General features: G+C 60.5%; 20 protein-coding genes. 13 read left to right on the forward strand and 7 right to left on the reverse strand.

What is annotated here, in order from left to right; translation table 11 throughout:
• Window positions 1-172 precede the first annotated feature (172 nt).
• The 6 genes from AC5I5B_RS25305 (at window position 173) to recX (ending at window position 6,254) form a co-directional block, all read left to right on the forward strand.
• Window positions 173-1,189 (forward strand): ABC transporter substrate-binding protein, encoded by a 1,017-nt coding sequence (locus AC5I5B_RS25305; RefSeq protein WP_003508476.1) that lies wholly within the window; start codon window positions 173-175, stop codon window positions 1,187-1,189.
• 100 nt (window positions 1,190-1,289) lie between these two features.
• A complete protein-coding gene (locus AC5I5B_RS25310) occupies window positions 1,290-2,753 on the forward strand; it encodes a sugar ABC transporter ATP-binding protein (protein ID WP_111834832.1) in 1,464 nt (487 codons plus the stop codon).
• Window positions 2,750-3,691: an ABC transporter permease gene (locus AC5I5B_RS25315; RefSeq protein WP_111834831.1), complete on the forward strand. Its 942-nt coding sequence runs from the start codon at window positions 2,750-2,752 to the stop codon at window positions 3,689-3,691. The genes AC5I5B_RS25310 and AC5I5B_RS25315 overlap by 4 nt, the downstream gene beginning before the upstream one ends.
• Window positions 3,688-4,635, forward strand: a complete 948-nt coding sequence (locus AC5I5B_RS25320) for an ABC transporter permease (RefSeq protein ID WP_111834830.1) — start codon at window positions 3,688-3,690, stop codon at window positions 4,633-4,635. Before AC5I5B_RS25315 ends, AC5I5B_RS25320 begins: the two co-directional genes overlap by 4 nt.
• 35 nt (window positions 4,636-4,670) lie before the next feature.
• Window positions 4,671-5,591, forward strand: a complete 921-nt coding sequence (locus AC5I5B_RS25325; RefSeq protein ID WP_003508469.1) for an SMP-30/gluconolactonase/LRE family protein — start codon at window positions 4,671-4,673, stop codon at window positions 5,589-5,591.
• 72 nt (window positions 5,592-5,663) lie between these two features.
• Entirely contained in the window at window positions 5,664-6,254 is a 591-nt protein-coding gene (gene recX, locus AC5I5B_RS25330; protein ID WP_111784232.1) for a recombination regulator RecX, read from the forward strand.
• 3 nt (window positions 6,255-6,257) lie between these two features.
• Here recX and AC5I5B_RS25335 read toward each other — a convergent pair whose 3' ends face one another.
• The 6 genes from AC5I5B_RS25335 to AC5I5B_RS25360 form a co-directional block, all read right to left on the reverse strand.
• Window positions 6,258-6,656: a c-type cytochrome gene (locus AC5I5B_RS25335; protein ID WP_111792929.1), complete on the reverse strand. Its 399-nt coding sequence runs from the start codon at window positions 6,654-6,656 to the stop codon at window positions 6,258-6,260.
• A 97-nt stretch (window positions 6,657-6,753) separates the two neighbouring features.
• Complete coding sequence (locus tag AC5I5B_RS25340; protein ID WP_003508463.1) at window positions 6,754-7,281, reverse strand: DUF992 domain-containing protein; 528 nt, start codon at window positions 7,279-7,281, stop codon at window positions 6,754-6,756.
• A 247-nt stretch (window positions 7,282-7,528) separates the two neighbouring features.
• Window positions 7,529-8,338: an ATP-binding cassette domain-containing protein gene (locus AC5I5B_RS25345; protein ID WP_060723788.1), complete on the reverse strand. Its 810-nt coding sequence runs from the start codon at window positions 8,336-8,338 to the stop codon at window positions 7,529-7,531.
• A 30-nt stretch (window positions 8,339-8,368) separates the two neighbouring features.
• Window positions 8,369-10,336 (reverse strand): Fe(3+)-hydroxamate ABC transporter permease FhuB, encoded by a 1,968-nt coding sequence (gene fhuB / locus AC5I5B_RS25350; RefSeq protein ID WP_080864624.1) that lies wholly within the window; start codon window positions 10,334-10,336, stop codon window positions 8,369-8,371.
• Complete coding sequence (locus tag AC5I5B_RS25355) at window positions 10,333-11,235, reverse strand: iron-siderophore ABC transporter substrate-binding protein (protein ID WP_162687294.1); 903 nt, start codon at window positions 11,233-11,235, stop codon at window positions 10,333-10,335. The genes fhuB and AC5I5B_RS25355 overlap by 4 nt, the downstream gene beginning before the upstream one ends.
• A 28-nt stretch (window positions 11,236-11,263) precedes the next feature.
• On the reverse strand, window positions 11,264-13,426 hold the full coding sequence (locus AC5I5B_RS25360) for a TonB-dependent siderophore receptor (protein ID WP_162695575.1): 2,163 nt from the start codon (window positions 13,424-13,426) through the stop codon (window positions 11,264-11,266).
• 156 nt (window positions 13,427-13,582) lie between these two features.
• On the opposite strand from AC5I5B_RS25360, the gene AC5I5B_RS25365 reads away from it, so the two are divergent.
• From AC5I5B_RS25365 to AC5I5B_RS25385, 5 genes are all read left to right on the forward strand, one after another.
• The gene (locus tag AC5I5B_RS25365) at window positions 13,583-14,497 is read left to right on the forward strand and encodes a LysR family transcriptional regulator (protein ID WP_003508453.1); all 915 of its coding nucleotides are present in this window, start codon (window positions 13,583-13,585) and stop codon (window positions 14,495-14,497) included.
• 225 nt (window positions 14,498-14,722) lie between these two features.
• Window positions 14,723-14,986 (forward strand): spike base protein, RCAP_Rcc01079 family, encoded by a 264-nt coding sequence (locus AC5I5B_RS25370; RefSeq protein WP_003508451.1) that lies wholly within the window; start codon window positions 14,723-14,725, stop codon window positions 14,984-14,986.
• Window positions 14,987-15,182: 196 nt separating this feature from the next.
• The gene (locus AC5I5B_RS25375) at window positions 15,183-16,850 is read left to right on the forward strand and encodes a phosphoethanolamine transferase (RefSeq protein ID WP_495752909.1); all 1,668 of its coding nucleotides are present in this window, start codon (window positions 15,183-15,185) and stop codon (window positions 16,848-16,850) included.
• Window positions 16,851-16,915: 65 nt separating this feature from the next.
• Window positions 16,916-17,569: a response regulator gene (locus tag AC5I5B_RS25380; RefSeq protein WP_020809211.1), complete on the forward strand. Its 654-nt coding sequence runs from the start codon at window positions 16,916-16,918 to the stop codon at window positions 17,567-17,569.
• Between the two features lie 19 nt (window positions 17,570-17,588).
• Entirely contained in the window at window positions 17,589-18,926 is a 1,338-nt protein-coding gene (locus AC5I5B_RS25385; protein ID WP_112295870.1) for a sensor histidine kinase, read from the forward strand.
• 67 nt (window positions 18,927-18,993) lie between these two features.
• Here the strand turns inward: AC5I5B_RS25385 and AC5I5B_RS25390 are convergent, their stop codons facing one another.
• Window positions 18,994-20,298, reverse strand: coding sequence for an MFS transporter (locus tag AC5I5B_RS25390; protein ID WP_065695327.1), 1,305 nt, complete (start codon window positions 20,296-20,298; stop codon window positions 18,994-18,996).
• A 293-nt stretch (window positions 20,299-20,591) separates the two neighbouring features.
• On the opposite strand from AC5I5B_RS25390, the gene AC5I5B_RS25395 reads away from it, so the two are divergent.
• Together AC5I5B_RS25395 and AC5I5B_RS25400 are read left to right on the forward strand one after the other, a co-directional pair.
• Window positions 20,592-21,701 (forward strand): RHE_PE00001 family protein, encoded by a 1,110-nt coding sequence (locus tag AC5I5B_RS25395; RefSeq protein ID WP_112295871.1) that lies wholly within the window; start codon window positions 20,592-20,594, stop codon window positions 21,699-21,701.
• Window positions 21,702-21,951: 250 nt separating this feature from the next.
• On the forward strand, window positions 21,952-22,182 hold the full coding sequence (locus tag AC5I5B_RS25400; RefSeq protein WP_020809209.1) for a helix-turn-helix domain-containing protein: 231 nt from the start codon (window positions 21,952-21,954) through the stop codon (window positions 22,180-22,182).
• Window positions 22,183-22,379 lie beyond the last annotated feature (197 nt).

Raw genomic sequence — 22,379 nt, forward strand, 5'->3', positions numbered from 1 at the left:
CCCGCAGGAAGATTGCCGCGATCCGCCTATACAAGCCAAATCTTCTTGGTCATTCTCGCTTCTACTGGGGAAAGGAGCTCCAGTGCAAAGGAATTCCGCCTGCCGCCGAGGAGATTTGCGGCGCGCAAGGATTCCGGGCTCGAAAAGGGCAAGCCACGAGGGAGGAAATCAAATGGCTTTCAGGAAGATGCTTTTGGCATCGGCCGCTGTCGCATGCGCAGCTCTGCCGATCACCGCTCATGCCGACACGTCGGCCAAAAAAATCGCGCTTTCAAACAATTACGCTGGCAATTCCTGGCGTCAGGCGATGCTGACCAGCTGGGACAAGATCACCAAACAGGCGGTTGCCGACAAACAGGTTGCCGCCGCAGACGCCTTCACGACCGCCGAAAACCAGGCAACCGAACAGGCGGCGCAGATTCAGAACCTCATTCTTCAGGGTTATGACGCGATCGTCATCAATGCCGCCTCACCCACCGCCCTCAACGGCGCGGTGAAGGAAGCCTGTGACGCCGGCATCACCGTCGTGTCCTTCGACGGCATCGTCACCGAGCCCTGCGCCTGGCGCATCGCTGTTGATTTCAAGGCGATGGGCGCAAGCCAGATCGACTATCTCGCCAAGGCCATGCCGAAGGGCGGCAACCTACTCGAAATCCGCGGTCTGGCCGGCGTTTCGGTCGATGACGAAATCCATGCCGGCATCGTCGACGCCGTCGCAAAGAATCCGCAGTTCAAGATCGTCGGCTCCGTCAATGGCGACTGGGCGCAGGACGTCGCGCAGCGCGCCGTCGCCGGCATTCTGCCGAGCCTTCCCGAAGTCGCGGCCGTCGTGACGCAGGGCGGCGATGGTTACGGCGCGGCACAGGCTTTCGCCGCCGCCAAGCGCCCGACACCCACCATTGTGATGGGCAACCGTGAAGACGAACTGCAATGGTGGAAACAGCAGAAGGACGCAAGCGGCTACGAGACCATGTCCGTCTCCATCGCTCCCGGCGTCTCGACACTCGCTTTCTGGGTGGCGCAGCAGATCCTCGACGGCAAGGACGTGAAGAAGGACCTGACCGTGCCTTTCCTGCGCATCGACCAGGGCAACCTTGAGGAAAATCTCAAGACGACCCAGAAAGGCGGCGTCGCGAATGTCGAATATTCGCAGGAAGACGCGCAGAAGGCCATCGCATCGGCCAAATAGGCCGGATCGGCTTAGAGCCTGAATATTGCGGCGCTCCCGGAACGGGCACCGCAATAGCCACCGATATTATCCGATTTTCAGATCACTGGCGTAATTGCTCATGAATGACATCATCGAGGCGGAAGAAGTCGTCGCCGCGCGCGGCGTGAAGGTCGTGTTCGGCGCGGTAAGGGCGCTTGATGGGGCCGATCTCGTCATCCGCACGGGAGAATGCCTCGGGCTCGTGGGCCACAATGGCGCGGGCAAATCCACCATCGTCAACGTCATCAATGGCGGGCTGACGCCGCATGAGGGTTCCATTTCCTATCGCGGCGAGCAAGGTCGCCACGGCATCGCGGTCGCCCGCGCCAGCGGCGTGCGCTGCGTGTTTCAGGAATTGTCGCTCTGCCCCAACCTCACAATCAGCGAAAATGTCCGCATCATGCATGCCGCAATCAGCGGGCGGAACTGGCGCGGGCGCGCGCTCATCATGATCCGGCAGACGCTGGACGAGATTTTTCCCGGCCACGGCATTGATTGCGAGCTGACGATTGCCGAACTTTCCATCGCCGAGCGGCAGATGGTGGAAATCGCCATCAATTTCTGCCGAACCCCTGATGCACCGAGACTTGTCATTCTCGATGAGCCGACGTCCTCGCTCGATGCCGGTCTTGCCGAGCAATTGATGGATTATGTCCGCCGTTTCGTGCGCACCGGCGGCTCCGTTCTGCTGATCTCGCATATTCTCGGCGAAATTCTTTCGACGGCCACCCGCATCGTGGTGATGAAGGACGGCCGTGTGGTCGCCAATCGGCCGGCGGGCGAATTCACGACACGCACGCTGGTGGAAGCCATGGGCAGCGTCGTCAAGGAACAGGACAGGCAAAAAAGCGAAAACCGCAAGGCGGGCGAAAAAGTACTTTCCATGCCGCCGCGTCGGGGTGAAGGCCTTGCCTTCGAGGCATTTCGCGGCGAGATCATCGGCCTCGCCGGTCTCGGCGGCCATGGCCAGACCGAAGCGCTTCTCGAACTTTACCTTGCCCGTAACAGCAGCTGGCTGCCCGCGCGCAAGACCGATATCGCCTTCGTGGCGGGGGACCGCAGCCTGAACGGGACCTTCCCGCTGTGGAGCATCCTGAAGAACCTTTCCATCGCTTCGCTCAGGGATATTTCATCCGCGGGCATGGTGGACAGGGGCAAGGAAACCGAACTCGGCGCGCAATGGAAAAAGCGCATCGAAATCCGCACGCCCGACATGGGCAACAAAATTCTTTCGCTGTCCGGCGGCAACCAGCAGAAGGTTCTGTTCGCCCGCGCCCTCGCCACTACAGCCAGCACCGTTTTGATGGACGACCCGATGCGTGGCGTCGATATCGGCACCAAACAGGAAGTCTACGATATCTTGAGAACCGAAGCCTCCCACGGCCGCACCTTCATCTGGTACTCGACCGAAATGGACGAAATCCGTCTTTGTGACCGCGTCTATGTTTTCCGTGACGGCGCCATTCAGGCGGAACTCTCGGGCGAGGACATCACCGAGCAGAATGTGCTGGCCGCCTCCTTTTCCGGAGAAGACCACGCATGAAACTCTCCGCCAGCGCCCTTCGCCTCATCATTCCCGCCGCCTCGCTCGCCTTCCTGCTCGCCGCCGTATTCTACATGCAGCCGCGCGCCATGAGCTATAACGGCCTCAACCTGCTGTTCAATCTGGCGGTACCGATTGCGCTTGCCACCATTGCGCAGATGCTGATCATGTCCGTCAACGATCTCGATCTGTCGATGGGCACCTTCGTCAGTTTCTGCGCCTGCGTCACCGCCACCTTCCTGCAAACCACGCCATTGCTCGGCATTGCGATTTTTGCCGGTGCGATTGCGGTTTATGCATTGCTTGGCGCCATCGTCCATATCCGAGCCCTGCCATCCATTGTCGTCACGCTTGGCATGAGTTTCGTCTGGGGCGGCCTTGCCGTTCTCATTTTGCCCTCGCCCGGCGGCCAGGCACCCGCCTTCATCCGCGCACTGATGACGGCAAAACCGCCGCTCGTGCCGATTGCCATTGTCGCCAGCATCGTGATTGCGGTCGTCGCCCATTACATCGTCATGCGCTCCTCCTTCGGCGTGCTGATGCGCGGCGTCGGCGGCAATTTCCGCTCGGTCGAACGCTCCGGCTGGTCGGTCGTCGGCATCCGCGCCGCCACCTTTGCGCTGGCCGGTTTCTTCGCGGTGCTGTCTGGTATCGCACTTGTCGGGCTGACGACATCGGCTGATGCCAATATCGCGCTTCGCTACACGCTGCTGTCGATTGCAGGCGTTATTCTGGGCGGAGGCGAATTCGTCGGCGGCCGGGTTTCGCCTATTGGCGCCGTCATCGGCGCGCTGACGCTGACGCTCGCCGGCTCTTTCCTGTCCTTCATGCGAATTTCCCCGGATTGGCAGATCGGCGCGCAAGGGGCGATCCTCATCATCGTGCTTGCGCTGCGCATCCTGCTCAACCGTCTCGAAAAGCGGGAGAAAAACCAATGAACGGGCTTTCGTCCTTCTCGAAAAAACCATGGGTCTGGTCGTTCGCCGCAACGGCTGCGGTGTGGATCGTGACCGTCATGTTCACCGGCGGCGCCAGCTCCTTCGGCCTGTCGCACGCAGCGCTGACATTCGCGGCCTTTTCCGTGATCGTCGGTATCGGCCAGATGTTCGTCATCACGCTCGGGCCGGGCAATATCGACCTCTGCGTTCCCGCAACGATGACGCTATCAGGCACGCTGGCGCTGAAATTCATGGATGTGTCCGATGGTCTCATCCTGCCGGGATTGCTGATCGCCATTCTGATCGGCATCGCTATCGGCATCGGCAATTACACGCTGATCAAGCTCCTGCGCATCCCGCCAATCATCGCGACACTCTCCATGAGCTTCATCGTGCAGTCCATCGCCATCTGGTCGAACCGCGGCCTGCGCATCAAACCGCCGGAGACACTGGCCACATTCGCCACGTCGAGCTCTTTCGGCATTCCGAACGTGGCGCTCGTCGCGCTGCTGCTCTCGGTCATCGCCTGGCTGCTGCTCGACCGCACATTTTACGGACGCTGGATTTCCGCGATCGGCCAGAGCACCTTCGCCGCCCGCATGACAGGCATTCCGGTGGATGGAACACGTTTCATCACCTATGTGCTCTGCGCGGTGCTGGCGGCGATTGCCGGTTATCTGCTCGCCAGCTTCTCCGGCGGTGCGGCGCTCAACATGGGATCGGAATACCTGCTGATGTCCATCGCCGTCGTTGTCATCGGCGGCACGGCGGTGGCGGGCGGCGATTCCAATGTTCCCGGCATCTGGGGCGCTTCGCTCTTCATGTTCCTGGTGGTATCGATGCTGAATACCTATGGTTTCGGCGCGGGTATCCGCCTTATCCTCACCGGCCTCATCATCATATCAGTCATCCTTCTGGCAAGCGGCCCCAAGGCCACGCGCTGAACCCCGAACGACAAGCCCTCAAGCGGACGACGCTCATGACCACAGACAAGACCTCCCCTTACGAAATCCACGATGACCGCTTCCGCCATCTGATCGTCGGCAATGCGGAACTGGAAGAGCTTTATTCCGGCTGCCGCTGGGCCGAAGGACCGGTGTGGGTTGCCGATCTGAACTGCCTGCTGTTCAGCGATATTCCCAATGAGCGTATGTTGCGCTGGGTGCCGGATGGCGGGATCTCGGTGTTCCGCCAGCCTTCCAACTTCACCAATGGCAACACACGCGACCGGCAGGGGCGACTTGTCTCCTGCGAACATGGCGGCCGTCGCGTCACCCGCACCGAAGTCGACGGCTCGATCACCGTTCTCGCCGACAGCTACGGCGGCAAGCGGCTAAACTCCCCCAATGACGTGGTGGTCAAATCCGATGGCAGTGTCTGGTTCACCGACCCCACCTACGGCATTCTTTCCGACTATGAGGGATACAAGGCAGAGCCAGAACAGAAGACGCGCAATGTCTACCGGCTCGATCCCGCAACCGGAAAGATCGACATCGCCATTGACGACTTCGTGCAACCGAACGGTCTCGCGTTTTCACCTGATGAAACGAAGCTCTATGTTGCCGACAGCTCCTACAGCCATGATGTCTCCCGCCCGCGCCATATCCGCGTTTTCGACGTGGTGGATGGCGTGAAGCTCGCCAATGGCCGGGAATTCTGCAATCTCGACAGCGGCCTGCCGGACGGTTTCCGTCTGGATACGGCTGGAAACCTCTGGACCAGCGCCGGTGATGGCGTCCACTGCTTTGCGCCTGATGGTACGCTCATCGGCAAGATCAAGGTGCCGCAGACAGTCGCGAACCTCACCTTCGGCGGCCCGAAAAAGAACCGCCTCTTCATCACCGCAACAAAATCGCTCTACTCCGTCTATGTCGCCGCAACCGGCGCGCAAACGCCTTGAGGTGGTGAAAAACCGGAGGACACGGGCCGGGAGGGAACTGGCAAGACGGCTTCACCGCGCTATAAAAGCGGAATGAACGATGATTCCAGCCCTTTCCTGACCGACGATATGGCCCTGGATGGTGAAACGCCGGCCGTTGAGCCCACCAGCCGCATGCAGTCCTGGGCGCGCAATTCCGCTCTCTACCGGCTGGAACAGCGCATGATGACGGAAAAGCAGCTGCGCGACGCCATCATGCGCAAGGCGCGGGAAAAATTCGAGGATATCACCCCGGCGCAGGTGAAGGCGCTCGGCGAATTTGCCGTCACTTTTGCTTATGGCATCAAGGCGCTCGACGACACCGCCTATGCGGAAATTGCCGTGCGGAGCGGCCAGCGCAGCGGCAAGTCGAAACGCGGGCTTGCGCAAAAACTTCAGATCAAGGGCGTCGCCCGGGAAACGGCTGCAGTCGCGCTGCAGGAAACCAATGATCTGGTCGCCGCCGTCATCTTTGCACGCAAGCGCGCCTTCGGGCCTTTTCGCCGGGTCGAGCTGGATGAAAAACGTAAGGCCAAGGAATTCTCCGCCTTCGCCCGCAACGGCTTCAGTTTTGAAATCGGCGCAAGAGTGATGGCGATGACGGCGGAGGAGGCCGAGGAGATTATCGCCGAAGCACCGCTCTGACACCTATTGCGGCATGGGATGGGTTTTCAGATAGGCGATCAGATCGGCTATATCCGTTTCGCTCCAGAGGCCGAAAAAGCGCATCGCATTTCCCGGGATAGCCTTCTTCGGGCTGGAAAGGAATTTTTGCAGTTCCTCCTCAGACCATACCCGGTCAGCCGCACCGGCATCCTTCAGCGCCTGCGAATAATGGCCGTAATCAGCCACGGAAGCCATCGGCCTGCCCACCACGCCCATCAGATGCGGCCCCATGCGGGTGCGCGGCGTGTCAACGCTGTGGCAGGTGGAGCAGCGGCTGAAGACCTTCTCGCCATGGGCCGCATCGCCCTCGGCAAAGGCGCTCGACGCAAACAGGAGGAAGAACGCGGTCGCCGCTGCAGCTTGTTGGGACATGAAAATCATGGTCCGGATAATACAACGCCCTCTCCGTCTGACAACGAAGAGGGCGTTTTTTGACATGCGACAGAATGCCCGGTCAAAACACCGGGCATTTCGCCGATCAGTTCGTGGCCGTCAGCGTCACGGACGTACCGGTGGCAGCGAGGTTGAGACCAACCTGGCCGGTCACGCTGACCGTCTGCAGCTGGATGGAGCCGGAAGTGCCGCCAACGAGAACGTTGGTGCCGACGCCGAGACCGACGGTGACTTCAGCCGTAGCGCCCTGATAAAGGCCACCCAGCGAACCGCGGTGGTAACCGGCGGTCGGGGCGAAAACGGCCCAGACCAGACGGCCCTGCGTGGTGAAACCGAGGTCGACACCCATCTTGCGGATGGCGCCGGAGTAATGGTCGGTGCGACGGGCGCCCATGGTGGACTGGAAAGTGCAATCCAGTTCCTTGGCCGAGCCGAGAACGTAACCGACGCCGCCGCCGATATCGCAGGTGAGGTAACCGATCTTGACGCCGTTGCGATCGTCCTGCTCCTGCGGAGCCGGCTCATATCTTGCAAGGTCGGCAGCGAGGGCGGATGCGGTTCCGCCAAGGCCCATCGTCAATGCGGCAAAAGTTACGGCAACAGCCTTTTTCATCTGATTTTCTCCTGTTTTATTCCTACCCGCAGCAGCCCTTCTTGCCCTCTCCGGATATTGAATTCCGCACTGTTAACGTTTGTTCCCTGAAATCGATCCAAAACAACTTAATTGGAGGCGATGAAAGCGGAACGGTTAACAGTGTCTGATGGCGGTAGGATGCCATTAAGACATTGTTAGGGCGGGAAATGCGTGCGGAATCGCCATCAACAGCCAGCGTTGCCGGCCGTTGTTTTGCTGCAACAACTCAAAGCGGCAGAGCGACGGGAAAGCCGGTGGCGGCATGGGTCATGACATCCATGCGAACGCCATAGATGCGCTGCAACGTCTCCGGCGTCATGATCTCCTGCGGCGTTCCCCGTGCGATAAGCTGGCCGGAATGAAGCGCAACGATCTCATCGCAGAAGCGTGCTGCCATGTTGACGTCATGCAGCACCACGATGACGCCAAGACCCTTTTCGCGCGACAGTCTCTGAACCAGCGAAAGCACTTCGATCTGGTGCGCCATGTCGAGTGCGGAGATGGGTTCATCGAGAAGCAGGCTTTCAGCGTTCTGGGCCACCAGCATGGCAAGCCACACGCGCTGGCGCTCGCCGCCGGAAAGCGTATCGACCAGCCGGTCGCGGAAGGCGACGGTATCGGTAAGCTCGATCGCCTCGTCCACCTTCTCCTGATCCGCCTTGCTAAATTGCCCGAGCGCCCCGTGCCAGGGATAACGGCCGAGCGCCACCAGCTCCTTGGCCAGCATGCCGGAAGCAGCCGGCGTATATTGCGGCAGATAGGCGAGCTTTCGCGCAAATTCGCGATTGCCCCAGGCGCCGAGTGATTTTCCCTCGAACGAGACCTTGCCCGCCGTCGGTTCCTGAATGCGTGCGAGAATCTTGAGCAGCGTCGATTTTCCCGAACCGTTATGACCGATCAGACCGATGGTCTTGCCGGTCGCAAAACTTGCCGTCAGCGGGTGCAGCAATGTCCTGCCCGGCACTTCCATCGTGACGCCATCAAGAGAAAAAAGCGGGATATCGTCGTAATCGACGGCAAGTGCTGCCTCACCCATGGTTCTCATCTCCGTAAATGTTCAAATAAATCATTGGCGCCTGCCTGAAAGCCAGATCAGATAGGGCGCGCCGGCCAGAGCCGCAAAAAGCCCGAGCGGCAGTTCATAGGGAAAGGTCACCGTTCGCGCCCCGAGATCGGAAAGCGCCATCAGCACCGCACCGAACAGGAAGGAAGCCAACAGGTGATCGCGCGGCGTGGTGAAGCCGGCGCGAAGCGCAATATGCGGCGCCATCAGCCCGACGAAGCTCAAGGGACCGACGAGCAGCGAGGCGGCCCCCGTGGCGATGCCGGCCACCGCGATGACGGCGATACGCGCCAGGCCGAGCGGCAGCCCGAGCGAGAGCGGCACATCCCGGCCAAGCGGCAGGATCGTCAACCAGCGCGTCACCGACAGGGCAGTCGCCAGAAGCACGATGGAAAGAATGGCAAGAAAGATTGCCGAAGCCGGTGTCGCGCTCGAACCAGAGCCGCTGAGCCAGGCGAGAATCTGCCATGCCCGCTGGTCACCAATCGCAAGCAGCGCCGAAAGCACCGCCGAGCAGAGCGAACTGATAGCAATGCCGGCGAGCAGGATTTTTTCTGGCGCCAGATGCCGGCGCACGGAAAAGAACAGGACGAGGATCATGACGCCCGCCGAGCCAATGCCGGCGCCGCAAAACAGCTCGAACAGACCGGCCGCCGGAAAAATCGTGATGGCGGCGGCAAAACCGAGGCCTGCGCCGCCGCTGACGCCGATGACCTCCGGGCTTGCCATCGGATTGCCGGTGAGCCGCTGCAAAAGAGCACCCGCCATGGCGAGAAGACCGCCGGCGGCGATGGCCGCCATCAGCCGGGGCCAGCGGAAAGGCAGAAGGCTTTGCAGGTCACCCGCCCCCAGCATCGTCCAGCCCTGAGGCCCCCTGCCGATGGCGAGTGCTGCAAAGATCAGCGCGGCCATGACGATGAGCATCGGCAGCAGGGCCGTAAACCCGCGTCTTGTCGCGAGATCGACGCCTTCGCCGCGATGCACGTCGGTCGGCCGGATTTTCGGCAGCAGCCACAGAAGCAGCGGGCCGCCGATCAGGGCCGTCACCGCGCCGGTCGGAAAAACTTCCGCCGTCTTGTTTGCCAGAAGTTGCACGATACCGTCGCAGAACCAGAGCAGCAAGCCGCCCAGAAGCGGGGAAACGAAGAGCACCGAAGAGGAGCGCCGCACGCCAAGCGCCCGGGTGAGCGCGGGTGCCGCAAGGCCGATGAAGCTGACGAGGCCAACCGCCGAAGCGACGAAGGCGGCCAGCATGACGGCGACGGCGGCGACGGCGAGCCTGATCGAAAACAGCGATACGCCGAGCGATCGCGCGCCGGAATCGCCGAGACCGAGAACCGTCAGCGGCCTAACCAGCAGGCCCGTCAGGACAAGCCCCACGAGAAGCTGAAAGGTGAGAGACAGGGCGTTCGACCAATCCTGCTGACTGAGCGAGCCGCCATTCCAGACCACGAGCGACATCAGATATTCGCCCTGCGCGAGCGTCAGCGCCGCGGAAACGGATGCGGCGGTGATGCCGACCAGGAGCCCTGCCACCACCATGGTTACCGGTTCGAAGGAGCGTCGCCAGCCAAGCAGGAAGACAATACCGGCGGCAGCGGCAGCGCCGGCAAGCGCCACCAAAGCGCGGTTGCCATCCAGCACCGAGGGAAAGAACAGCGTGGCGATGACGATGGCCAGTTGCGCGCCAGCCGAGATGCCGAGCGTCGAGGGATCAGCGATCGGGTTGCGCAGCAATTGCTGAAAAAGCGCGCCCGAGAGACCCAGCATCGCGCCCGCCAGAATGGCGACCGCCACACGCGGCATCAGGCTGAAAGCGAGGATGACCTGATCCATCGACATGGCGGCGGCATCAAAAGGCAGGCCGGGCCACGCACCGAAAGGCAGCCGCAGCAGCCCGGCATGCAGGGAAAGACCGCAGGCCAGAATGAACAAAAGCCCGAAGAAAAGCGGGAGAGGCCGCACCGTCACAGAGCTTCTCCCCGTGCCGAGAGCGCCTCGGTCAGAAGCCTCGCGAAACGCATGCCGGCGGTGATGCCGCCATAGGGGCCGACATTGGCAAGCGTCACCACCCGATTTTCGCGCACGGCAGGCAGCGCGCGCCAGATGGCGCTGTTGCGCAGAGTTTCCCGCGCCTCCACCGGAATATCGGAGACGATGACGATGCGCGCATCGGATGAGGCGGCGAGGTTTTCAAGCGGCACCGGGGCCGCGAAGGTGAATTGCGACCGATCCACCCAGGCATTGGTCAGCCCCAGACGGCCAAGAACATCCCCGAACATGCTATCCGCACCAAAGGCACGAAAATGCCGGGCGTCGCCTATGTTGATGACATAGGTCGGCCGTGCGGAAAACCCGGCAAGACGGGTCCGCATGGCTTGCAGTGCCGCTTCCGTTTCACCCAGAACCTTGCGCGCCTCTTCGGCCCGCCCGAGCTTTTCACCAAGCGCGGTGACCGCCGCCAGCGCCTTTTCGAAAGGCGGCTCACCCTTCACGTAAAAGGGCAGTGAAAAGACGGGGGCGATCGCTTCCAGCCTGCCGGTATAACGTGTGTAGAAAGGCGAAATCAGAATGAGCTCCGGCCGGGTGAGCTGCAGAAGCTCGAAATTCGGAGCGCCGCGCAGGCCGAGATCGGCGACGGTTTCAGGGATATCAGGCTCGACCGCGCCGGCCCGGAACTGGATGAGTTCGGTCGCCGCCACCGGCATGACGCCGAGCGCCACAGATGTTTCCAGCATGGCCCAGTCGATGGCGGCGATGCGCGGCGTCACCGCTGCCCGCGCCTTGCCCGCAAGAGCCGAGGCGGCGAGCAGGCTTAAAAATTCCCGCCGCCCCCAGAGGGAGGAAATCCATCGATCCTTACGCGTCATGCCCCTGCTGCTTCACTTTGATATGGCGTTACCAACGGTAGGTCAGCTTGCCCATAACGGTTCTGCCGTCACCGTAATAGCATCCGAAAGTGGAGCAACTAGAAATATATTCTTTATCAGTCAAGTTTTGCACCAGAAGCGAGGCGCGGTAGCCGTTCTTCTCGTAATGCACGCCGAGATCAAGCAGGGCGAGGCCCTTCATCTCGAAGGCATTGGCCGCATCGCCATAACGTTTTCCGACATAACGGACACCGCCGCCGATGCCGAAACCTTCAAGCGCCGTATCTTCCGGGAAGGTGTAGTCGAGCCAGAGGCTGGCGGCGTGCCGGGGCGTACTATCCAGTTCCTTGCCGTTGTTCACACGGCCGGAGACCTCGCTGTCCATGTAGGTATAGGCCGCCCGCAGGTCGAGCCCATCTGCAAGGCTTGCGACGCCTTCCAGTTCGAGGCCTCTCACATGCGCCTCGTCCATCTGCTGCGTCACCCCGCCCACCGTCGTCGTGACGTTCTTCTGTTTCAGATCGTAGATCGCCGCGGAAAAGAAACCGTCAAAGCCCTCGGGCTGATATTTGATGCCCACTTCCCATTGTTCGCCCGTGGTCGGTTTCGGCGCATCACCGACAGCCGGCTGCGGCACGGGCTCGAAGGAGGTCGCGTAGCTGACATACGGCGCGATGCCGCCATCGAAGAGATAGCTGACCCCGACACGGCCCGTCAGCTTATGGTCGTCCTTGTCGAGAGTGCGGTAGGTCGTTCCGTTGAACGTCTTGCCGCCGGTGCTTGCCCAATCCTGCCGCAGACCGGCGGTGACCCGCCAGTTCTCAAAGGCCATCTCGTCCTGCGCATAAAGACCGATCTGGGAAATATCCGTCTTCACATCGGCATAAAGCGTGCGCGAGGTGAGGCTGATCGGCCCGCCATAAACAGGATTGACGGGATTGAGCGGCGTCGCGGCCCAGAATTCGGTTTTGACGTTATTGTCGAAATAGCGGTAATCCAGCCCGACAAGCAGGGTGTGGTCGACTGGTCCCGTGGAGAACTCCGCCTGCAGGCTGTTGTCGATGTTGAAGGTGTTCAGCAATTCATCCTGGAACGTCGCATTGCGGCGGATGAGATTGCCGATCATGCCGCCGCTGGTCGAAGACATGCCAAGCGCCCGGTAGGACCAGTCGAAATTGGAATAACGCGCATTTTGCCGGAAGGTGAAGGTCTCGTCGAAACGGTGCTCGAATTCATAGCCGATATTGGTGAACTTGCGGCTTGAGGTATCGAAAGAGGGATCGCCGACATAAAAGCTGCGGTCCAGCATATTGCCTGGTCTCAGATAGGTCAGCGCCGGCGGCAGGCCAGACGGTGAACTCGGATTGTCGTGCTGATAGGAGGCGAGAACCGTCAGTTTCGTATCCTCGTCGGGCTGCCATGTCAGCGCCGGGGCGATGAAATAACGGTCATTCTGCAGATTGTCCGTCTGAAGATGGGCGTTGCGGGCCACACCCGTCAGGCGATAGGCAAAACTGTCGCTATCCGCGACCGGCCCACCAATATCGAACATCGATTGGTAATAATCGAAGCTGCCGATCTGCGCTCCGACTTCGCCGAAACGCTCGAAGGTCGGCCGCTTGCTGATGAGATTGATGAGACCGCCGGGATTACCCTGACCGTAAAGCACCGAGGCCGGCCCGCGAATGACTTCCACCCGCTCCAGACCGTAGACCTCATAAGACGGCGCACCGGCCGTGCGCATCAGCCGCAGACTGTTGAGAAACTGCAGCTGGTTACCCTGAAAGCCGCGAATGCGCGGCGCATCGAAACGTGGATCCGCCCCAAACGGCTGCGCGACGACGCCAGGCACATAATTCAGCGCCTCGCTGAGATTACGGACATTCTGCGCATCCATCTGATCCCTGGTGATGACGGAAACCGATTGCGGCGTCTCGATCAGGGATCGCCCCGTCTTGGTGGCGCTAGCGCTGGTTTTTGCCACATAGCCCTTCACCGGCGCCTTGGGGTCCTGATTTTTCGCGCCGTCCACGGTGATGGTCTGCAGCACCGTCGTTCCGGCTTCCTGCGCAAGGGCAACGCCGGAGGTCACGAACGCCACATAGGCGATGGCAGCGCAACCGCCCGCCAGAATGGAAATGTGTTTAGATTTTCCCTGCACGCCAAGACCCTTCATCAACCGCGCCGCCATGAGACGGTTATTTTTCTGGAGAATTTAAGTCATCTTATTACGCAAGGAGCGGATTGTGATCCAATAAGTGAAACTGGATTTTTTCAGAACTACTGATTATGAAAATTCTTACGGATAATAGCTTGGAATTATTCAAATCCGTCAGGAAAGGCAGTGATGATGGGCAGGAAACCGGCAAACCGGGCGGACGCGTTCGAGCTGCGGCACCTGCGCTATTTCACCACGCTGGTGGATGAGCGCAATTTCGAGCGCGCCGCCGCCCGCCTCGGCATTGCCCAGCCGGGTTTGAGCCAACAGATCATGGCGCTCGAGCAGATCGTCGGCATGCCGTTGCTTGACCGGACACGGCGATCGGTGAAGCTCACCACACCCGGCCAGCTTCTTTATGAGGATGCCCGCAAAATTCTCGCCAATGCCGAGGCGACGCTTGCGGCGCTCAAACGCGTCGATCGCGGCGAGACGGGCCGCATCTCCATCGGTTATGTTGCTTCGGCCGCCTATTCCGGCCTGATGATCCAGTCCATCGCCAGTTTCCGCGCCTCCCATCCCGACGTGGAATTGCAGCTCATCGAGATGGAAATGCGGCTGCAGCTCGCCAAGATCGCCGACGGCAACCTGGATTTCGCCTTCATCCGCCCGCCTGCGCCCGTTCCGGAAGGCGTCACAACCCATGTGGTTCTGCGCGAACCGCTGGTGGCCGCACTTCCTGAAAACCATCCGCTGGCCTTTGCGCTGCAGCTCGATCTCAAGAATCTTGCCGACGAGACCTTCATCACGCCGCGGCAGCCGCCGGATGTCGGCTTTCATTACAATACGATAGAAGCCTGCAATGAGGCCGGGTTCCAGCCGACGATCAGCCCGGAAGGCCGGGATTACACCACCATTACCAGCATGGTGGCGATCGGCCTCGGTGTGGCGCTGGTGCCGCGCTCGCTCGATTGTCTGCGGTTGCCGGGCGTGCGCTACGTGCCGCTTGCAGCGAGCGCCACGACTTCGGACCTCGCCATCGCCCACCGGAAAACGGAAGCCTCTCCCGCGGTCAGGGCCTTCATTCTCCATACCCGCAATTGACGCGACAGTACCCGTGGACGAAAAAACCGTCATCGTCCGTTTACGCGGCATCGGCGGCAACAGGCCGGGCGACGCAACCACATGAGATTACGGAAAGAATGGCGCTCTTTTCGGCAAACCGGAAGCAAGGCCTAAATCCCGTCCAGATATTTTCTGTTCCCGCTTTTCCCCGCGGCCGCGGCGCACCGCATAATCGCGGCAGATTTCGATTTACGGGAGACAGCAATGGCTGAGACTTACGAACACCACGCCGCAGGCCTCGAATCCCCGGCATCCCATGCTTTCGAGGTTGTTCCTGATGATACGAACCCGCTTCCTTCCCCCACGCGGGCCATCTATGTGGGCAATGGTGGTCATCTCTGCCTGACCCTGCTTTCCGGCGCGACGGTGACCTTCCAGAACCTGCCCGCAGGCAGCCTGCTGCCGGTCAGGGCCACCCGCATATTTGCAACCCGCACCACCGCCACAGGCATTCTGGGGCTCAATTGAGCGCTCCATCGCCAGCCGATCATCGATCTGAAACGCGGCCCCCGCCAGACACCCACCAAGGAGTGTGACACTTTCATGACAAGCTTTCAGGTTGATGTCAGCAAAATGAAGCATCCGCCATTGATCGGCCCATGCGGCAGCTTGGACAGCGGCGTTCCCGCCCCTTTTTCGTTGCCGCCGGCCTATCGGAAATCTGGTGGATATGGCAGTGGCTCTTTTTACCGCGAAAGCGACGGGAACAATAACGTATCGTCCGGAGATCGGCAGCGTGCCGCTCAGCCTGCTGACGGCGGCCTATCTGCTGTTTTTCACGAACCGGACATTCTGGTCGAAGGTTCACACCTATCTTTCCGCCTATCCGGTTGCCATCGTCGCGCTTTACGTTGCCATGGCCGCCCTTCTCGGCGCGCTCATCATCATTTTTTCCGCCAAATATGTCATCAAGCCGTTTGTGATCTTCCTGATCTTCGCCGCGGCGGCCGCTTCCTGGTTCATGGATCGTTACGGCATCGTCATCGACAGCGACATGATCCGCAACGCCATGGAGACGACACAGGCGGAGGCAGGCAATCTCATCACGCCCGGCTTTCTCTGGCATATGGCGATTTACGGACTGGTGCCGTCCCTCGTCATCATCGCCGTCCGCATCAGACACCGGCAGATCCTCGACAAGCTTTTGTGGAACACGATCAGCATCCTGATCTGTCTTTCCATCGCCGGCATCATCAGCTTCGCCAATTCCAAGACCTTCACCACGGCCGTGCGCCAGCACAAGGATATCGTCAAAAGCGTCAATCCCCTGTCGCCGATCATGTCGGCCATTCATTATTTCACGCTGGCCGGCAAGGAAGTCGATATTCAGGTCAGCCCGGTCGGCAGGGATGCGAAAATTCTGCCTTCATTGGGCGGCGTCCGCAAACCCCGCATCACCGTCATCGTGGCGGGTGAGACGGCGCGGGCCGCGAACTTTTCCCTGAACGGTTATGGGCGCGATACCAATCCCGAACTCGCAAAACGCGGCGTGATCTATTTTCCGAACACGACCAGTTGCGGCACTGCGACGGCAATTTCCATTCCCTGCATGTTCTCGAAGTTCCCGCGTTCGCAATATAGTCACAACAAGGCGCTCGCCAATGAAAACGTCATGGATGTTCTCGTCCATGCCGGGGTCAGCGCGACATGGCTGGATAACAATACCGGCAGCAAGAACGTGGCCGACCGCATCCCTTATTTCGATCTGCCCTCGACCAATGACAGCCGCTTCTGCACTGGCGGGGAATGCCGCGACGACATCTTCTTCGACAAGCTCGACGCCTGGCTCAACAACGTCACCAAGGACAGCGTCATCGTGCTGCACCAGATGGGCAGCCATGGGCCGACCTATTATCTGCGCTACACCGACGAGTTCCGCAAATTCACCCCGGATTGCCGCACGGCCGAGCTTGGCAACTGCTCCGATGCGGAGATTGTCAACTCCTACGACAACACGCTTCTTTATACCGACCACTTCCTTTCGACCGTGATCGACAAGCTGAAGGCCCGTTCCGACAGGCTGGCGACGGGCATGATCTATGCGTCCGACCACGGCGAATCGCTTGGCGAAAACGGCGTCTACCTGCATGGTGCGCCCTATCTGCTTGCGCCCGACCAGCAGACCCATGTGCCGTTTCTCGTCTGGTTCGATGACGATTTCGCCAGATCCATGGGGCTGGATAAAGCCTGCCTGGCAAAAAGCGCGGCAGAGGGCGGGCGCTCGCACGACAATTATTTCCACAGCATCCTTGGAATGATGAACGTCTCCACTTCGGTCTACGATCCCTCGCTCGATGTATTCGGCGGCTGCACCAAGCGCCAGAACAGCTGAAACACCGTGCTTGACGCTTATCCGGAGAAAGAGATACGCAGGACGAAGCGATAGAGGGAGCTGTCTTGCGGGTTCTGCTTGTTGAAGACGATCATGTGCTGGGGGAAGCGCTGCGAGACCATGTCGCCGCGGCGGGTCACGCTGTCGACTGGTTCAAGACGCTGGGTGACGCCATGGCGGCGACGCTGACCATGGGTTATGGCCTGATCCTGCTCGACATGCGCCTGCCGGATGGCGAAGGCATCACCCTTCTGCAAACCCTGCGCAGGCGCGACGACGCGACACCTGTCATCATTCTGACGGCCCATGATCAGGTCTCCGACCGGATTGCCGGGCTGAATGCCGGGGCCGACGACTATCTGGTCAAGCCCTTCGATCTCAACGAGCTTTCAGCGCGCATGCTGGCGGTCTCGCGCCGTTACGAAGGGCGCTCGGCCCCCGTCATCCGCCTGCCCGGCATCGAGATCAACCAGGTGGCGCGCAATATCACCGTTGACGGAACGGCGCAGACGCTGAGCGCCCGGGAATGGGCCGTGCTCGAAAAACTCGTCGAACATCCCGGCGCGGTCGTCTCGAAAGCGCAATTGCACGACACGCTTTACGAATTCGGCGCGGAAATAGAAAGCAACACGGTCGAGGTCTATATCAGCCGGCTGCGCAAGAAAATCGGCCATGACCGCGTCGAGACCGTGCGCGGCGTCGGCTACACCATCAGGTAAGAACGGCAGGCAGGCAGATATGGCCAGACCGACCAGCATGACCCGCAAACTCGTCACAGCGCTGACGAGCGTTGTCGCCATATCCTGGCTTCTCGCCTGCGGATTGGGCGTCATGGTGATGCAGGACGAATTCGCCGAGATTTTCGACGCCGGTGTTAAGGAAACCGCCGAAAGGCTGCTGCCCCTGCTGGTGGACGACCTCAGGGAAAACAATACCGCGCCTGCCGCGCAAAAGCTCAACCAGACGTCGGAACGGGCGGAGTATCTGACCTATCAGGTTCGCGACCGGGAAGGACAGGTGGTGCTGCATTCGCATGACAGTTCGACGGAGCCTTTCGAGGTCTCGCTCGAACCCGGTTTTTCCGAAACCGCGACCCAGCGCATCTTTACGGTTGCGACACCGGACGGCAATTATTTCCTGCAGGTCGCCGATGCCTTCGCCAATCGCCGCGAGGCGATCGAAGAGGCGGGCACCGCGCTGCTGCTTCCCGTTCTCATCCTCATTCCCGCCAGCATTTTCGCCGTCATCGTCGTGGTGCGCAGGACATTGCGACCGATACAGACCCTGCGCGACGACATCGGCAAGAAGGATGGAGGCAATCTCGCACCGCTGCCAACACAGCCCTTTCCGGCCGAACTTCATCCCATCGCCCGTTCGGTCAATCTGCTGCTCGGGCGGTTGCGATCGGCAATCGAGGCGGAACGGGAATTCACCGCCAACAGCGCCCATGAATTGCGCACGCCGATTGCCGGTGCCTTGGCGCAGGCGCAGCGGCTCCATGCCGACATCCCGCCGGAACTGGCGCCGCGCGTGGAAAATATCGAAAAATCCCTGCAGCATCTCGGCCATCTCGCCGAAAAACTGCTTCAGATGTCGCGGGCGGAAGCAAGGATCGGGGTTACCGACAAGGCGAACGATCTCATTCCCGTTCTCGAACTCGTCATCGACGATATGATGAGAACGGCAATCGGCTCATCCCGCATCCGCTTCACCAATCGCTGTGAAGGCGGCCTATCCTGCAAGATAGGCGCGGATGCCTTCGGCATCATCATCCGCAACCTCCTCGAAAACGCGCTGATCCACAGCCCGCCGGAAAGCCCCGTGCAGGTCGTCGCCGAAACAGACGGCACGATCCGCGTCGTGAATTCCGGCCCGGCAATCGACGGGGCGCTCCTACCCAAGCTGACGACGCGTTTTACCCGAGGCCAGACCTCGGCTGATGGCACCGGGCTCGGCCTTGCCATCGTCAAAAGCCTGGTGGAGCAGACCGGCGGAGAGCTGGTGCTTTCCTCTCCGGCGCCGGGCCGGCAGGACGGTTTTGAGGCCCGCATCGTTCTTCCGGTCGAAGCCGCCTGAATGCGCTGAAAACAAAAACCCCGCCGGGAAGGCGGAGCTTTTATCGGTTCGGATAGAGCGGAGGGGCTCAATCCTCGTGGATATGGCTGTGATCGCGCGTATCGCGCATCTTCACATAAACCACCAGCGACAACGCGATCATGATCGTCACATACCAGAAGAACCAGTTTTCGTGGCCGATCTGCTTGAACTTCAGGGCCACGAATTCCGCCGTTCCGCCGAATATGGTGTTTGCCAGCGCATAGGGCAGAGCCACGCCAAGCGCGCGGATATGGGCGGGGAACATTTCCGCCTTCACCACCGCATTGATGGAAGTGTAGCCGGTAACGATCAACAGACCGACCAGCACGAGGGCGAAAGCCATGATCGGATCGGTCGTCGTCGAAAGCGTGCTGAAGATTGCGTAGGTGAACAGCGTGCCAAGAATGCCGAAGCCCACCATCAGCGGCTTGCGGCCGATCTTGTCCGAAAGCGCGCCGGCAATCGGCTGGCACAGCATGAAGACGAAGAGCGCAGCCGTGGTAATTTCGGTGGCGCTTTCCTTGCTGAAACCTGACGTGTTGACGAGGAACTTCTGCAGATAGGTCGTATAGGCATAAAAGGCGAGCGTGCCGCCTGATGTCAGCGCCATCACCATCAGCGCTTCCCTCGGATAGTGCTTGAACAGCGCCCATCCGCTGGATTTCGGCTTGTCGGCGGCTCCGCTCTTGGCGTTTTCGAAGGACTGCGTCTCGGCAAGGCCACGGCGGATATAGAACACCGCGATCGCCAGGATGCCGCCGATGAAGAAGGGAATGCGCCAGCCCCAGGAGCCAAGCTGCTCCGGTGTCAAGGCCCGCTGCAGCACCAAAAGCACCGCCAGCGCCAGAAGCTGACCGGAAATCAGTGTCACATACTGGAAACTGGAGAAGAAACCGCGGCGGTTCTTTCCGGCCATTTCGCTGAGATAGGTCGCGCTCGCGCCATATTCGCCACCAACGCTGATACCCTGCAGAAGGCGGGCGAAAACCAGAATGGCCGGTGCGGCAATGCCGATCGTCTCATGGCCGGGCGTGATTGCGATCAGCAGCGAGCCGAGACACATCAGCGTGACTGACAGTGTCAGGCCGGCCTTGCGGCCCTTGCGGTCGGCATAGGTGCCCATGAACCAGGCCCCGATGGGCCGCATCAGAAATCCGACAGCAAAAACGGCGGCCGCACTCAGGAGTTCGGCGGTCTGGTTTCCGGAAGGGAAAAACACCGGCGCGAAATAAAGGGTGAAGGCCGAATAGACGTACCAGTCGTACCATTCGACGAGGTTGCCCGCCGATCCGCCGATAATGGATTTCAAACGGGTTTTCTGGTCCGGTGCCGTGGCAGGACCATTTGCCATAATATTCACGGGTAAACTCCAATTCATCTTCGTCTGGAGATGGAAGGGCGAACGGAAGGTGTGATAATTTGTCGCTCTCGGTGGGGGTATATACCCGTCATATTGCAGTGCGCAAGTTTATACCGCATCGCAATATTGCCGAGGAAACAGTCAGGGCTTCCAAGACCCTCGTGGCTCCCGACCTTTAACCACCGGTCTTCTCGTCGGGATTTTGGGTAGACACCGAGAAAGTAAAAAGCGCCGCGACTGTGATCCGCCTTGTAAGCCGCCCGCGCTCAAACTAAAAAATATCAATGATTTACGATATATCGGACATCCAGATCGAAAAGCTCCTCATTGCCGCCGCCCGTGCCGGCGAGGCGCTGGCGCGGCTGGACGAGCGGATCGCCCGGTCACCGATGAAACACGGCTTCATCGAAAGGCAGGATTTCACCGACGCCATTTCCTCTATGTGGGTGGACGGCGAACTCGTCCATATGGAAGATCTGGTGCTGCATGACGCGCATATGGATGTGCGCGCACCGACCCATGAAATGACGGCGGCACACCGGATTCTCCGTTCAAGGCGGCTGATCTTTTCCAATGCCGCCGGCTGGGCCTTTACCGCACCGGGTCTTTCGAGGCTCCGCGGCAGGGCCGCGCTTGCCGAAGAGGCAGCGCCCCCCGGACAAACGCTCGATCACTCCCTTGATGAAGAAGCCGACGTGGAGGGGGAAACATCGCTGGATGGCGCTTTTTCCGAGCTGGACGCGCTTCTGGCGCGCAGCGCCGCAACGCTCGATGCGATTACCACCGGCAACGCGCTTCCGACGATGCACCGGGAGGAAAGCCATGCGATCATCAACGAACCCGACTGGGACGAGGATGAAAGACTGAAAGAATGGTGGGAGGTGCATGCACGCACAGAGGAATTACCCGCAATTCTTCGCACCGCCATCCTGCTCGACGCCTGGAACATGATCGAGGTGCTGCAACGCAGCCCCTGGCTCGGCCGGCTTCTGGCCTCCGCTTTTCTGCGCGACGGCGCCGTCACGCCCGATCACCTGCCGGCGCTGAGCGCCGGTCTTCGCGCGATCCCACGCGAGCGCCGGCACGCGAGACACCAGACGCAGCGCCTTATCGCCCTTCTCGACAGCTTCTACGAAGCGGCACAGGCCGGCATGAAGGAACATGACCGGCTGACCCACGCGCGCGAGCGCATGATGCGCAAGCTGGCCGGCCGGCGTTCCTCCTCGCGTTTGCCTGAACTCGTGGAGCTTGTCGTCTCCCGGCCGGTGGTCTCGGCGGCGATGATCGTCAAGGAACTCGGCACCACGCCGCAGGGCGCGATCGGCCTCGCCAACCAGCTGGAATTACGGGAAGTGACGGGTCGTGGCCGGTTTCGCGCCTGGGGCATGCTGTAGCGAAAGCCGCCCTAACCCCCGCGGAAACCCCGAAAAACGGCATTTTTTCGGCCTTTTCCCGGCAAGACGCGCCGCAGGAATGCAGCGATCACGAATCTTAACAAAATTTAACTATTGCGTAGGTGGATGAAGCCGCTATGTTCCTCGCTGCGTTGCAACACCGATTTCTTCTCCGGCAACGCGGTCGCATTCGGCCCGGCAACTTTTCTTTGCCGCCCGCATTTAAGTGTCCACCATCAGGGAGATGCAAATGACAATTTCAGTCTCACAACCCGATTCCGATCACGAAACCGATGCTCCTTTCGCCAAAAAAGTCCTCACCGCTCGCAATCTCGCCGGATATACGGTCGAACAGCTTGCCGTGACCTGCGGCCTGACCACCAGCGAAATACGCGCCCTGGAAGACGGCACGGACAGCGATCCGCTGCGCATCAGGCGCGTTGCCGCCGCACTGCATATTCCCGTCGAAACCGTTATCTGATCCTTCTAGCGATCACCAAAAATCTCAGCGCCGCCGGGGGACAATGTTCCCGGGAACATCCGGGCGGCGCGCGTGGCCTGATGCCGCCAATCCCTTCCGGAACATTTTCCACGCCCCTCTCTTAACATTTTCGTTATCCGGCACCACATGGGGTTCACGAGCGACCATGTTCGGCCGAGTTCGACATGTGCCCTGCC

It is taken from the genome of Agrobacterium sp. (assembly GCF_059499945.1).